14 protein-coding genes are annotated in these 12,376 nt (G+C 59.5%); 4 read left to right on the forward strand and 10 right to left on the reverse strand.

The features are described 5' to 3' along the window. Positions 1-429: 429 nt before the first annotated feature. Positions 430-783 (forward strand): hydroxyisourate hydrolase, encoded by a 354-nt coding sequence (uraH, locus tag PSH64_RS08700; RefSeq protein WP_007940831.1) that lies wholly within the window; start codon positions 430-432, stop codon positions 781-783. Between the two features lie 180 nt (positions 784-963). Here uraH and PSH64_RS08705 read toward each other — a convergent pair whose 3' ends face one another. The 3 genes from PSH64_RS08705 to PSH64_RS08715 all read right to left on the reverse strand — a co-directional run bounded on the left by PSH64_RS08705 (position 964) and on the right by PSH64_RS08715 (position 3,793). Then, positions 964-1,590, reverse strand: a complete 627-nt coding sequence (locus tag PSH64_RS08705) for a LysE family translocator (protein ID WP_096479757.1) — start codon at positions 1,588-1,590, stop codon at positions 964-966. Positions 1,591-1,662: 72 nt separating this feature from the next. Then, on the reverse strand, positions 1,663-3,012 hold the full coding sequence (locus PSH64_RS08710) for an NCS2 family permease (RefSeq protein ID WP_064619262.1): 1,350 nt from the start codon (positions 3,010-3,012) through the stop codon (positions 1,663-1,665). Positions 3,013-3,346: 334 nt separating this feature from the next. Next, on the reverse strand, positions 3,347-3,793 hold the full coding sequence (locus tag PSH64_RS08715; RefSeq protein ID WP_305480461.1) for a MarR family winged helix-turn-helix transcriptional regulator: 447 nt from the start codon (positions 3,791-3,793) through the stop codon (positions 3,347-3,349). Positions 3,794-3,875: 82 nt separating this feature from the next. Between PSH64_RS08715 and PSH64_RS08720 the strand changes: the two genes are divergently transcribed. Then, positions 3,876-5,042 (forward strand): PLP-dependent aminotransferase family protein, encoded by a 1,167-nt coding sequence (locus PSH64_RS08720; protein ID WP_305480462.1) that lies wholly within the window; start codon positions 3,876-3,878, stop codon positions 5,040-5,042. A gap of 196 nt (positions 5,043-5,238) precedes the next feature. Here the strand turns inward: PSH64_RS08720 and PSH64_RS08725 are convergent, their stop codons facing one another. The 5 genes from PSH64_RS08725 to PSH64_RS08745 form a co-directional block, all read right to left on the reverse strand. Beyond that, complete coding sequence (locus PSH64_RS08725; protein ID WP_105339707.1) at positions 5,239-5,610, reverse strand: glutathione S-transferase N-terminal domain-containing protein; 372 nt, start codon at positions 5,608-5,610, stop codon at positions 5,239-5,241. Positions 5,611-5,711: 101 nt separating this feature from the next. Beyond that, positions 5,712-6,257, reverse strand: coding sequence for a GTP cyclohydrolase I FolE (folE, locus tag PSH64_RS08730; protein WP_007940820.1), 546 nt, complete (start codon positions 6,255-6,257; stop codon positions 5,712-5,714). A gap of 77 nt (positions 6,258-6,334) precedes the next feature. Further along, the gene (locus PSH64_RS08735) at positions 6,335-6,892 is read right to left on the reverse strand and encodes a Smr/MutS family protein (RefSeq protein ID WP_105339706.1); all 558 of its coding nucleotides are present in this window, start codon (positions 6,890-6,892) and stop codon (positions 6,335-6,337) included. Between the two features lie 87 nt (positions 6,893-6,979). Further along, positions 6,980-7,300 (reverse strand): hypothetical protein, encoded by a 321-nt coding sequence (locus PSH64_RS08740; protein ID WP_105339705.1) that lies wholly within the window; start codon positions 7,298-7,300, stop codon positions 6,980-6,982. Positions 7,301-7,431: 131 nt separating this feature from the next. Further along, the gene (locus PSH64_RS08745; protein ID WP_105339704.1) at positions 7,432-8,022 is read right to left on the reverse strand and encodes a cysteine hydrolase family protein; all 591 of its coding nucleotides are present in this window, start codon (positions 8,020-8,022) and stop codon (positions 7,432-7,434) included. 238 nt (positions 8,023-8,260) lie between these two features. Here PSH64_RS08745 and prmB point away from each other — a divergent pair, with 238 nt between their 5' ends. Next, a complete protein-coding gene (prmB, locus tag PSH64_RS08750) occupies positions 8,261-9,169 on the forward strand; it encodes a 50S ribosomal protein L3 N(5)-glutamine methyltransferase (protein WP_028941057.1) in 909 nt (302 codons plus the stop codon). Positions 9,170-9,298: 129 nt separating this feature from the next. On the opposite strand, the gene PSH64_RS08755 is transcribed toward prmB, so the two are convergent. Both PSH64_RS08755 and PSH64_RS08760 read right to left on the reverse strand, forming a co-directional pair. Continuing rightward, positions 9,299-10,090 (reverse strand): hypothetical protein, encoded by a 792-nt coding sequence (locus tag PSH64_RS08755; RefSeq protein ID WP_305480463.1) that lies wholly within the window; start codon positions 10,088-10,090, stop codon positions 9,299-9,301. Positions 10,091-10,188: 98 nt separating this feature from the next. After that, positions 10,189-11,187, reverse strand: a complete 999-nt coding sequence (locus PSH64_RS08760; RefSeq protein WP_019579707.1) for an alpha/beta hydrolase — start codon at positions 11,185-11,187, stop codon at positions 10,189-10,191. A gap of 85 nt (positions 11,188-11,272) precedes the next feature. Here PSH64_RS08760 and aroC point away from each other — a divergent pair, with 85 nt between their 5' ends. After that, positions 11,273-12,364, forward strand: coding sequence for a chorismate synthase (gene aroC, locus PSH64_RS08765; RefSeq protein ID WP_305480464.1), 1,092 nt, complete (start codon positions 11,273-11,275; stop codon positions 12,362-12,364). The last annotated feature ends 12 nt before the right edge of the window (positions 12,365-12,376 follow it).

Raw genomic sequence — 12,376 nt, forward strand, 5'->3', positions numbered from 1 at the left:
CTTCCTTCTTGTTCGTGTTGACTTGTTCAAAGTCAGGGTGTGTGTGGCGGCCTGGCGATGAGAGGGCAGGCTGGCGTCACAGCGATGGAGTGATTGTATACAACTTTATATTAACTTTGTAAGCCTGATTTTTTGCATTTTTCACTGACTGCTCTCATTGGAGGGTACTGCAAGAAACCTGCCTGACTGGTCAGCTAATGGATGGAAGGTCCATTGATCTTATGGTTTGGCGCAAGATTCGCCTGCAAACCAGGAATGCCGTTGGTGGTCGTAAAAATGTCGTTTTTATTGTGTACAATTTTTTTGAAAAATGTCTTAATCTGTCGCTCGCCGCAACTTTTCGTGCTCCGGAACGGTGCGGTCTCCTTTTCACCTGACTTCGGGAGGCGCGAGGTCTGACTGCTCCACGCAGGCAGGCGCGCAGAATCAATGGGACGTTTGACTACACACGTTTTGGACGCTGCACACGGTTGCCCGGGCAGTTCGATCAAGGTCGAGCTGTACCGCGTCGAAGGCTCGCAGCTGGAGCTGGTCGCCACGGCGCTCACCAACAGCGACGGCCGGGTCGATGCGCCGTTGCTGCAAGGCGATGACTACCGTACCGGGGTCTATCAGCTGCAATTTCATGCGGGCGATTACTACCGCGCCCGTGGCGTTCAGTTGCCTGAGCCTGCGTTCCTCGACGTGGTGGTGCTGCGGTTCGGCATCTCTGCCGAACAGGATCACTACCATGTGCCTTTGCTGATTTCGCCGTATAGCTATTCGACCTATAGAGGAAGCTAGGACTTTCCCCCCCAAAAAAATCCTGCGCATATAGCTTCTTTGGTCTTTTGCCCGCTCACACTGCGGGCTTTTTTTTGCCTGGTGGAAAGTCAAAAGATCGCAGCCTTCGGCAGCTCCTACATGGAAACGCATTCCCCCTGTAGGAGCTGTCGAGTGCAACGAGGCTGCGATCTTTTGCCCTTAGCGGCTCAACAATGAGGCCGCGCCCGCACCACTGAACAACCCGGCACTGACCCGGTTAAACCAGCTCTGCCCCTTGCCACTGCGCAGATACCGCGCCGCGCCATGAGCCCCCAGCCCATAAGCCAGCTTGCACAGCAGATCCAGCACGGTCCAGGTGGCAATCATCACCAGCAACTGCGGCAGGAACGGTTGTTCGGCACTCAAAAACTGCGGCAGGAACGCGGCAAAGAATAAAATGTCTTTCGGGTTGCTGGCGCCGAGCATGAACGCGCGCCCGAACAGTGCACGAAAGCGTGGCACCGGCGCAGCCTGGGGCACTTCGGCGCCCAGGGAGGGTTGGCGCGATTGCTGCCAGCTCTGCCAGGCGAGGTAGAACAGGTACAGCGCGCCGACGATTTTCAGGGCGCTGAACAGCTGTTCCGACGCCAGCAACAATGCGCCCAGGCCAAGCGCCGAAGCACTGAGCAGACAGATCGAGGCAAACACGCCCCCGAGAAAGGCCGGGTAAGAACGGCGCAAACCGTAATTCAGACTGTTACTGATCATCAGCAAAGACAGTGGCCCCGGTATCAGGATCACCACCAGTGCAGCGCCGCTGAACAGCAGCCAGGTTTCCAGACTCATCACTTTCCTCCCTATGCACAAAAGCCCCACCCGACGGGGTGAGGCTGGTTTGAAACGCGTACCGCGTGACGCTTATAAGAAGATGAACTTGGCGATGAAGATCGCGCAGAGCACCCACAGGCTGACGGATATTTCCTTGTACTTACCGGTGCCGGCCTTTAGCACCACGTAAGTGATGAAGCCCAGCGCGATGCCGTCGGCGACCGAGAAGGTCAGCGGCATCATGATCGCGGTGACGATCGCCGGAATGCTGTCGGTCGCTTCTTCCCATTCGATGTGCGCCATGCCGCCCATCATCAGCATCGCTACATAAATCAGCGCACCGGCGGTTGCATAAGCGGGGATCATGCCAGCCAGCGGTGCGAAAAACATTGCGGCAATAAATAGCACACCTACGGTCACGGCGGTAAGACCAGTCCGACCACCCGCCGCTACGCCAGCGGCACTTTCCACGTAACTGGTGACCGGCGGAACACCCACCACCGCCCCGAAAACGCTGGAGGCACTGTCGGCTTTCATGGCACGGGACAGGTTTTCGATCCGGCCGTCAGCGTTCACCAGGTTGGCGCGCTGAGCGACGCCCATCAAGGTGCCGGCGGTGTCGAACATGTGCACAAAGAGGAAGGCCAGCACCACGCTGATCATGCTGACGTTGAACACGCCGGCGATGTTCATGGCCATCCAGGTCGGTGCCAGGCTCGGCGGGGCCGACATGATGCCCTCGTAGTGCACCAGGCCCAGGCCCCAGCCGGCGAGGGTCACGGTGATGATGCTGATGAGGATCGCGCCGAACACTTTGTGGTAGCTGAGCACGGCGATCATCAGGAAGCAGATGGCAGCCAGCAGCGGGCCGGGCTCGCGCAGGGAGCCGAGCTTGATCAGGGTGGCCGGGCTATCGACGACGATGCCCGAGGTTTTCAGGCCGATCAGCCCCAGAAACAGGCCCACACCCGCGCCCATGGCAAAGCGCAGGCTCACCGGAATGCTATTGAGCAGCCATTCACGAATCCGGGAAAAGGTCAGGAACATGAACAACACACCGGACACGAACACCGCGCCGAGAGCGGTTTCCCAGTTGTAGCCCATAGTGCCGACCACGGTGTAGGTGAAGAATGCGTTCAGGCCCATGCCCGGCGCCAAGCCCACCGGCCAGTTGGCGTACAGACCCATCAACAGGCAGCCCAGCGCGGCGGCGATGCAGGTGGCCACGAACGCGGCACCGTGATCGATCCCGGCGTCGGCCATGATGTTGGGGTTGACGAAGATGATGTAGGCCATGGTGATGAAGGTTGTCAGACCGGCGATCAGCTCGGTCTTCACCGTGGTGCCGTGCAAGCTGAGTTTGAAGATGCGCTCCAGCCAGCCATTGCGTAACGGCGGCGAGAGTTCCAGCGTCGAGGCTTCGGATTTGCGGCTTTCCACAGCGAGTACTCCTCAAGAGTTTTATTGTTATTTCCAGGGCCGGACCCATGAGGGTGGCAGCGACCCTTTGAGGTGCTTGCGAATTTGTTGACCTGATGGTCAGGAACTCGCACGAAGCGAATTATGCTTTTGTATACAAATAAAGCAAATAATGTTTTTGATTTTGTAGACGAAAAGTTTGGCAATAGTGATATATCGCCTACTCTGACCCCTTCGCGAGCAAGCCCGCTCCCACATTCGATCGCATTCCCCTGTAAGGACTCGGTCGGATGTGGGAGCGGGCTTGCTCGCGAAGGCGCTGGATCGGCTAATACAAACCCAGCAGATAAAATGCTTAATCAGTAGCCAACTGGCTTTTCCCCAGCGCCAGATTCACCGCCAACCACCCATTCACCGCCGTCTCCCCAGCCTCGGAAAACACCCGCTCGAGCAATTTCACCTGCTCGCGCCGCAACGACTGCTCGAACCGCGCGCCTTCCGCGGTCAGTTCCAGCAGCCGCTTACGCTTGTCGGTCTCGGACGCCACGCTGTTCACCAGGTGCATTTCCACCAACTGACGCAGTGGAATGTTCAACGCCTGCTTGCTCACACCGAGCAACGCCAGCAGTTCCTTGACGCTGAGGGCAGGGTAACGGGCGATGAAAAACACGATGCGTTGATGCACCCGGCTCAAGCCGCGCCGCTCGAGCATTTCATCAGCCTTGGCGGTGAAGGCCTGGTAGCCGAAGAAAAACGCTTCCATGGCCTGTTGTTGAGTGCTGGGGTTTTTAAGGTCAAGCATGTTGACGTATCCGCTCGGTCTGTCGTAATTTCGGTCAACCAGTTTGACTCATTTTCCTCAGGCCTCGCTACCGGTGACCCCCATGGCTTTTTCCGAACGTGTCTCGCGCCTTAAAAGTTCTTTGATCCGTGAAATCCTCGCCGCCGCCCAGCGTCCGGAAGTGATGTCGTTCGCCGGCGGGTTGCCGGCCGAAGCCATGCTGCCGAAAGTCGAGTGGGCGGACATGCCGCTGGCCATGGGGCAATACGGCATGAGCGAAGGCGAGCCGGCGCTGCGTGAGGCACTGGCGGCCGAAGCCCGCGCATTGGGTGTGCCGTGCGAGGCGAGCCAAGTGTTGGTGGTCAGCGGTTCGCAGCAAACCCTCGATCTGGCGGCCAAGCTCTATATCGACAAAGGCACCAAGATCCTGCTCGAAGCGCCGACCTACCTGGCGGCATTGCAGATATTTCAGCTGTTCGGTGCTGACTGCATCACCGTCCCACAGGAAGCCGATGGCCCGAACCTGGCACAACTGCGCAGCCGCCTGGAACAACACCGACCTGCGTTTATCTACCTGATTCCGACGTTTCAGAACCCGTCGGCGGTGCGCTACAGCGAAGCCAAGCGCGACGCGGTGGCGGCGTTGCTCGACGAATTCGGCGTGACCCTGATCGAAGACGAACCCTATCGCGAACTGACCTTCGATGGCGGCAGTGCCACACCGATCGTCAGCCGCTTGACCAAGGCCAGTTGGATCTACACCGGCACCGTGTCGAAAACCCTGCTGCCAGGGCTGCGGGTTGGTTATCTGATCGCCAGCCCGGACCTGTTTCCGCATTTGCTGCGGCTCAAGCAATCGGCCGATCTGCACACCAACCGCATCGGGCAGTGGCAAGCGTTGCAATGGATCGGCACTGAAAAATACCAGCAGCACTTGGGCGAGTTGCGGGACTTCTACCGGGGGCGGCGGGATGCGTTCCAGTCGGCACTTGAAAGGCACTTTTCCGATCTGGCGGATTGGAACGTGCCGCAGGGTGGGCTGTTTTTCTGGCTGACGCTCAAGCGGCCGCTGGATACCCGCACGCTGCTCAAAGCGGCGCTGGCGGCGGATGTGGCGTTCATGCCGGGCGAACCATTTTTTCCTGAGCCGGACAACAATCACGGTCATCTGCGGCTGAATTTCAGCCACATCGACCCGACGCGGCTGGACGAAGGGCTCAAGCGATTGGCGGCGGTGGTGCGTCAGGCACAGGCGGCAGAAGCGGCCTGAGAGGAGGGTATAAAACAATAAACCGGCCAATTGGCCGGTTTATTTTTGTCTGGGATTTGCGGTGTTTGTACCGGCCTCATCGCGGGCAAGCCCGCTCCCACAGTGGACCTGTTTCAAACACAGATTCCATCTACCTTACAAATCCCTGTGGGAGCGGGCTTGCCCGCGAAGGCGTCAGTCAAAGCACCACAAAACCTCAGACCGCAGCAAATCGCTTATCCAGATAATCAATGATCACCTTGGACTCATACATCCAGGTGGTCTGGCCATTCTCTTCGATGCGCAGGCACGGCACCTTGATCTTGCCGCCTTGCTCCAGCAGGGCCTGGCGATCCTGTTCGCTGTTCTTGGCATCGCGCAAGGCCACCGGAACGTTCAGGCGACGCAGGGTGCGGCGGGTTTTCACGCAGAACGGGCAGGCATGGAACTGATACAGGGTCAGGTCCTTGGCGGCCGCTTCGACCTGAGCCTGAGCGGCGGCGGGGCGCTGCTTCTTGCCAGGACGGGTGATGAAGTCGATGAAGATGATCAGTTGGCCGAGGCCGACACGAAGCGCTTTTACGAACACGGTATAAGTCTCTCAGGGCAAACAGAAGGCGCGCAGCTTACCTGATTTTTCGCAGGCGAAAAAAAACCGGCGATCAGTGCCGGTTTTCTTCGTACTGCGAATTACTTGATCAGGCTGAGAAACTCGCTGCGAGTGGCCGCGTTTTCGCGGAACTCGCCGAGCATCACCGAGGTGATCATCGTCGAATTCTGTTTCTCCACACCGCGCATCATCATGCACATGTGCTTGGCCTCGATCACCACCGCCACGCCCAGGGCGCCGGTGACTTGCTGGACCGCATCGGCGATCTGGCGGCTGAGGTTTTCCTGGATCTGCAGGCGGCGGGCGTACATATCGACGATCCGCGCGACTTTCGACAGTCCCAGTACCTTGCCGCTCGGAATATAGGCAACGTGCGCCTTGCCGATGAACGGCAGCAGGTGATGCTCGCACAACGAGTAGAGCTCGATGTCCTTGACCAGCACCATCTCGCTGTTGTCGGAGCTGAACAAGGCACCGTTGGTGACCTCTTCCAGCGTCTGTTCATAACCGCGGCAGAGGTACTGCATGGCTTTGGCGGCACGTTTTGGCGTGTCGAGCAGGCCCTCGCGGGAGGCATCCTCGCCCAATTGGCCGAGAATCTCGGTGTAATTCTGTTCCAGGGACATGAAACTACCTGTGGGATTTTACGCAAAGGGCAAGGGTACGGTGGCAAACACGGCGCTGCAAGCGTGAAGCGACAGCTTTACTCGTCGCGACCTTCCATCATGGTGCGTTTGAGCATCACGTAAACGGCTCCGGCACCGCCGTGTTTCGGCTGGCACGAGGTGAAGCCGAGCACCTGGGGATGCTGACGCAGCCAGGTGTTGACGTGACTCTTGATCATCGGCCGCTTGCCGTCCAGACGCACGGCTTTGCCGTGGGTGACGCGTACGCAGCGGATTTCGAATTTGGTTGCTTCAGCCAGAAATGCCCAGAGGGTTTCACGGGCCTTTTCCACGTTCATGCCATGCAAGTCGAGGCTGCCTTCGAACGGTATCTGTCCGATCTTGAGCTTGCGTATCTGGCTTTCCTGAACACCATCGCGCGCCCACATCAGCTCGTCTTCCGGGCCGACATCAATCACAAACTGATCGGACAGCCCATCAACGGTGGTGGCGTCGGTACGCACGGTGGCGGCCTGGCGCAGCTTGGCGATTTGCGCGCGGTCGGCCTTGGGTTTGCCGGTTTCGGCGCGATCATGCTTGATCGGCTTGACGCCTTGGATCGCACTTTTGAACAGGGAAAAATCGTCGTCTTGCATGTCAGCCTCCGCGAAGGGGGGGCAGTTTACCCAAGTCGGAGCGCTATCCATAACAATTGAGGCCCGTCAAAACGCCGGGCCTTTGATTCAGTCGTGTTTTTTCATCAGGTGCGGGGCCATGTTCAGCTCTCGCGACTGGCGCGAACGGCGACGGCAGCGGCGCCATAGCAATATGCCGAGGTACAGCACGAACAGCCCCACTGCCAAAATGATTGCCGAGCCCAGCGGGCTGGCGTTCAACTCGCCCAACGCAGGTGGGCGCCCCAGCAGGCTGGCCGCGCCGGCCATCGCCAGTAACACGCCGCACATCGCCAACAGGGCCGCGAATGCTGCGCCGAAGCGAAACCGCCAGTTGCGTTGGCCTTTGGGCCGCAAGCGGCGTGCATCAAAACCATCGGATAACTTCATTCCGACCTTCCTCAATGGGTATCGGCCCTTCGACCGGGAGTTGACCGGGATGTTCCTGAGGCTAGGGCAATTACAGCAAATGAGAAATTTTTGCGGATGAGCGGCGGGATGGACCGCTCATCAAAGGTCGATCAGATCAGATCGCGGGTCAGGGCGAGGGTGGCGAAGTTGTCCGCCATGATCGCCATTTCGGTCTGCTGAACGTGTTCGGCGCTGAGGATTCCGCCCTTGCAAGGCAAATCCCGCGTCGCGCAGGCATCTTCCACCAGGGTGCAGCGAAAGCCCAGGTTCTTCGCCGCGCGCACGGTGGTGCTGACGCTGGAGTGACTCATGAAGCCACAGACGATCAGGTCGAGCGAGCCCAGTTGTTGCAAGCGATCGTACAACTCGGTGCCGTGAAACGCGCTTGGCAGCAATTTGCCGATGACAGTTTCGTCGCCCTGTGGCTCCAGGCCCGGAATGAACTCACCGCGTTCGCCCTGAGGGTCGAACAGCCCACCGACAGTGCCGAGGTGGCGCACATGCACGATCGGCCGACCGGCTGCACGGGCAGCGGCCAGCAGTTGTTTGATGTTCGCGACGGCAGCATCCATGCCGCTCAGGGCCAGAGGACCACTGAGGTATTCTTTCTGGGCATCGATGATGACAAGGGTCGCATGACCCAGGTTGGCCGCTGCGTAACCACGGCCGCTGAGTTGAAACATCGTTTTTGGAACGGACATTCTGGGGCTCCTTCGGGTGGGGCTTTTGCGACATTGTCCTCTGGCTGAGCGCTTCTGTGAATCGCTACCATCGCAGGCACCGTCGTTGTTGGCTCGCAGCCTTGTCAAGATACTCGTTCTGTTCAATAGCTGGCTGGAAAAATAGAAGAGTCCTACATCTGATCCGGTGTTTTTCCTGCGTCGTCGCGGCGCCTTTTGGCTGTTAGAATCATCAGTCGTTTTTTCTGGAGTTTACCCCGTGATCACTTCCCGACTTCGTACCCTGCGCGACCATATCCGTTGGGCCGTCAGCCGCTTCCATGGGGAGGATCTGTTTTTCGGCCATGGGACCGATAACGCCTGGGACGAAGCCCGTCAACTGGTGTTGGGGGCACTGCACCTGCCGTGGGAAATCGCCGACAGCTACCTGGACTGCCGTCTGGAAGACGATGAGCTGGTCAATCTGCAACGCTTGCTCAAGCGCCGTATCGAAGAGCGCATACCGACTGCTTACCTGTTGGGCGAAGCCTGGTTCTGTGGCTTGTCGTTCATTGTTGACGAACGCGTACTGATCCCGCGCTCGCCGATTGGTGAGCTGATCGAAAAACGTTTCGAGCCGTGGCTGGGTGCCGAACCTGCGCGCATTCTTGACCTGTGCACCGGTTCCGGTTGCATCGGCATCGCCTGTGCCTACGAATTCCAGAACGCCGAAGTGGTGCTGGCCGATCTGTCATTCGAAGCCCTGGAAGTGGCTAACCAGAACATCGAGCGTCACGGGGTCGACGAGCGCGTATTTACCGTTCAGGGCGATGGTTTCGATGGCTTGCCGGGGCAACGTTTCGACCTGATCGTATCGAACCCGCCTTACGTCGATGCGGAAGACTTCGCCGACATGCCGGACGAATACCAGCACGAACCGGAGCTGGGCCTGGCCTGTGGCGACGATGGTTTGAACCTGGTGCGCCGCATGCTTGCCGAAGCGGCGGATCATCTGACCGAGAAGGGGTTGTTGATCGTCGAGGTGGGTAACAGCCAGGTTCATGTCGAGGCGCTGTACCCGGAAGTCGATTTCGCCTGGCTGGAATTCGAGCGCGGTGGGCATGGTGTGTTCATGCTGACCGCGGAGCAGTGCCGCGATCATCAGGCGCTGTTCGCTTCCCGCGTCTGACCGCAGAAAGCTTTCGCGGGCAAGCCCGCTCCCACAGGGGATCGTTGTCGATCACAAATATGTAGTCAGACACAGATTCAGTGTGGGAGCGGGCTTGCTCGCGAATGGCCGCGCCGGGGTCTCAAGCCTTCAGCGATGCGTGGCAATCCAGATCAACAACCCCGCCTGAAACACCGCAAACGCCACCAGACACGTAATGGTAAAGCGCAACCCGGCGTCTTCACGCTTGTACTTGCTGACCTTTTCTTCGTGCTTCTTGAGTTTGACTTCCTGTTCCGCCAGGTTCTGCTCGGCTTGCTGGAGCATCTGCGCGGCTTCGAGGATTTCCACCTGCTGCAGTTTTTCGCTGTTCCAGTCGCCCAGCAAATCCCCGACCTGCACCTCTTTGACATTGCCCTTCAAATGCTGGGCATCGGCGTAGACCACGTCAAAACCGTGCACCCGCAGAAAGTGGTCACGGCGCAGGCGCGTGTCTTCGTTCAACGCATCCTTGTTGTTCAGGTCGGTGCCGTCGACGGTGTAGGCGGGCCATCGTTTCTTCGCCCAAGTGATGCCTTGAGCCGCCATATAGCGCCCGATGCCACGGTTCATCGGCTCTATCTGCAAGCCGCTTTCCGGAGCGAAATGCACGCGTTTGGCGGCGTGATCGACCCATACGTCCAGATGATTCTGTTCTTTGCGTACCCGTTGGCCTGGCAGTTTGATGGCCATGCGCAGCAGGCTGTGTTCCTTGCTGTTGCGTTCGGCGTAACCGAATTCGACAAAGCGCAGCGGTCGGCCGCCGGTGTTACGGTCGGTTTGCAACGGCGCCAGGCGGAGCATTTTGTGGTGCTCGACGTGGACGTCCGCCCACGGCAGCTCGACCGCTGGCGGTGTGTCTTTTTCAGCGGTGGAGTCGGGTGAAGTCTGGGTATCAGTCATAACGGCGAGATCCTGTCCAAGCTCTGTTGCCGCCAGTCATAGCGCTGGCGACAAAGGCTTATCGGCCGTTTTTTTCAGGACTGGAGGACAAACAGCGCTTAACTGGGGCGAAGTCCGTCAATAAATCCGAGGATTCGTGCGCCGAGTTCCGCCGCCAGGGGCAATTGCGGATCTTTATAGGAGGCCAATTGCCGCTTCACGTCGTTGGGCACGATGCGCATGACGTGGTTCATGCCTTCGATCAGTGCCAGTTCGGCGTCCGGTTTGGCGGCTTTGAGCGCCCTGGCGTCACCCACGCCGACCTGGATGTCGTTGCTGCCCTGAATGATCAGTGCCGGCATCTTCAGTTTGGCAAAGGCTGCCGCCGGGTCCTGGCGGAACAGCGAAATCAGGTACGGCTGCACGCTGGGGCGGAAAATCACCTGCAACTGCGGCGGCACGTTGTCGTCAGTGTGGCCGGCCTTGAGGCTGTCGAGCAGTTCATTGCTGCGCAGCATCAAGGCTGGCGGCAGGCGATTGCTCAACTGCTGGCGCAGCACTTGATCGATCGGCCGGGCGCTGCCGGACAGGGAAATCACCGCCGCGGCATCGACACTGGGCGCCGCCAGGCTGGCAATCAACGCACCTTCGCTGTGGCCCAGCAAAATCAGTTTGCCCAGACGCGGATCGGCCTTGAGCTTCTGCCCCCAGGCCACGGCATCGGCCACATAGGCTTCCACCGACAGATTGCGTTCATCCGGCGTGGCCGCAAGGCTCGCCGCCACGCCGCGCTTGTCATAACGCACACTGGCGATGTTGTGTTTGGCCAGCACCCAGGCCAGCCGTTTCAGGCTGTCGTTGCGCCCGCCGTCGGGGTTGTTTCCGTCACGGTCCGTAGGACCGGAGCCGGAAATGATCAGGACAACCGGTACCGGCGTGTCGGACTTGGGCAGCAACAGCGAGCCGAAAAGCTCGCCACTGCCGGTGTCCAGGGTGATCGGGCGTTGCAGGACGGAGGCCTGTACAAAACCGGTAAACAGGGTAAGGCTCAAGGCAAGAACTCGCAGCATCATCACGCCATCATCAACAAGGTGCCGGTTGGACTCGCAGGCACCCATAAGGTTCGAGGATGAACTACTTGGGTAGCCTGCGTATACTGGCGCGCATTACGTATTTTAGGTTCGATTTCACGGAGCGTCCTGCATGTCCGGCAATACCTACGGCAAGCTGTTCACTGTCACCACCGCGGGCGAAAGCCATGGTCCGGCGTTGGTCGCCATTGTCGATGGCTGCCCGCCGGGCCTGGAGATCTCTATTGAGGACCTGCAGCGCGACCTGGACCGCCGCAAGCCCGGCACCAGCCGCCACACCACCCAGCGTCAGGAAGCCGACGAAGTCGAAATCCTTTCCGGCGTGTTCGAAGGCCGCACCACCGGTTGCGCCATTGGTCTGTTGATCCGCAACACTGACCAGAAGTCCAAGGACTACTCGGCGATCAAGGATCTCTTCCGTCCGGCCCACGCCGACTACACCTACCACCACAAATACGGCGAGCGCGATTACCGCGGCGGCGGTCGCAGTTCGGCCCGTGAAACCGCCATGCGCGTAGCCGCTGGCGCGATTGCCAAGAAATACCTGGCCACCCAGGGCATCGTCATTCGTGGCTACATGAGCCAGCTCGGCCCGATCGAAATCCCGTTCAAGACCTGGGATTCGGTGGAAGAGAACGCCTTCTTCAGCCCCGACCCGGACAAAGTGCCGGAGCTGGAAGCCTATATGGACCAATTGCGTCGCGACCAGGATTCGGTCGGCGCGAAGATCACCGTGGTCGCTGAAGGCGTGATGCCGGGCCTCGGCGAGCCGATCTTCGACCGCCTCGACGCCGAACTGGCCCATGCGCTGATGAGCATCAACGCGGTCAAGGGCGTGGAAATCGGCGCCGGTTTTGCCAGCATCGCCCAGCGCGGCACCGAGCACCGCGACGAAATGACCCCGGAAGGTTTCCTCAGCAACAACGCCGGCGGCATTCTCGGTGGCATTTCGTCGGGTCAGCCGATCGTTGCGCACCTGGCGCTCAAGCCTACATCGAGCATCACCACGCCGGGCCGTTCCATCGACATCCATGGCAACCCGGTGGAGGTCGTCACCAAGGGCCGTCACGACCCGTGCGTCGGCATCCGCGCCACGCCAATCGCCGAAGCGATGATGGCCATCGTGCTGATGGACCACTTGCTGCGTCACCGCGGGCAGAACGCCGATGTGCGGGTGAGCACTCCGGTGTTGGGGCAGCTTTAATGGTTGATCTGA

Source organism: Pseudomonas sp. FP1742, assembly GCF_030687145.1.
Taxonomy (GTDB): Bacteria; Pseudomonadota; Gammaproteobacteria; order Pseudomonadales; family Pseudomonadaceae; genus Aquipseudomonas; species Aquipseudomonas frederiksbergensis_D.